This is a genomic window from Vibrio sp. 1401, assembly GCF_033340295.1.
Map to the genome: position 1 here is coordinate 1 of NZ_JAWOWF010000887.1, position 507 is coordinate 507.

The 507-nt window shown below is 43.0% G+C and carries 1 protein-coding gene; it reads left to right on the plus strand.

What is annotated here, in order from left to right:
- On the plus strand, positions 1-507 hold a 507-nt coding region (locus R7Z77_RS28715), incomplete at both ends, for an endolytic transglycosylase MltG (protein ID WP_318137480.1).

A 507-nucleotide genomic window follows, 5' to 3' on the forward strand; every position in this document is an offset into this window, starting at 1 on the left:
GGGTTTTTTTACGTTGTTTCACAAACAAAGCAATACGTTAACTCGCCAATTTTAATTGAGCAACCTCAACTGTTCACTGTCGAAAACGGCACAAGCTTTCATCGTGTAATGCGCGATTTGGTGAAAGAGAACATCATAAAAGCGTCTGATTACACTCGCTTAATGCCCCATCTTTACCCAGAGCTTCTTCAAGTACGAGCAGGCACTTACCAACTCGAGCCAAATGTATCGCTTTACGAGGCGTTAGAGCTACTCAATACAGGCAAAGAACATCAATTTGCCATCACGTTTGTTGAAGGTAGTCGTTTTTCTGAGTGGTTAGAGCAACTTCAAAGCGCACCGTATGTTCAACACGACCTTTCAGGGTTGTCAGAAAAAGAGATGGCACAGAAGCTTGGTATTGAACGTGATAAGCTTGAAGGCTTGTTTTTGGCTGAAACGTACCACTACACCGCTGGTGCGAGCGAAAGTCAGTTGCTAAAGCGTGCACATTCCAAATTAAATAAA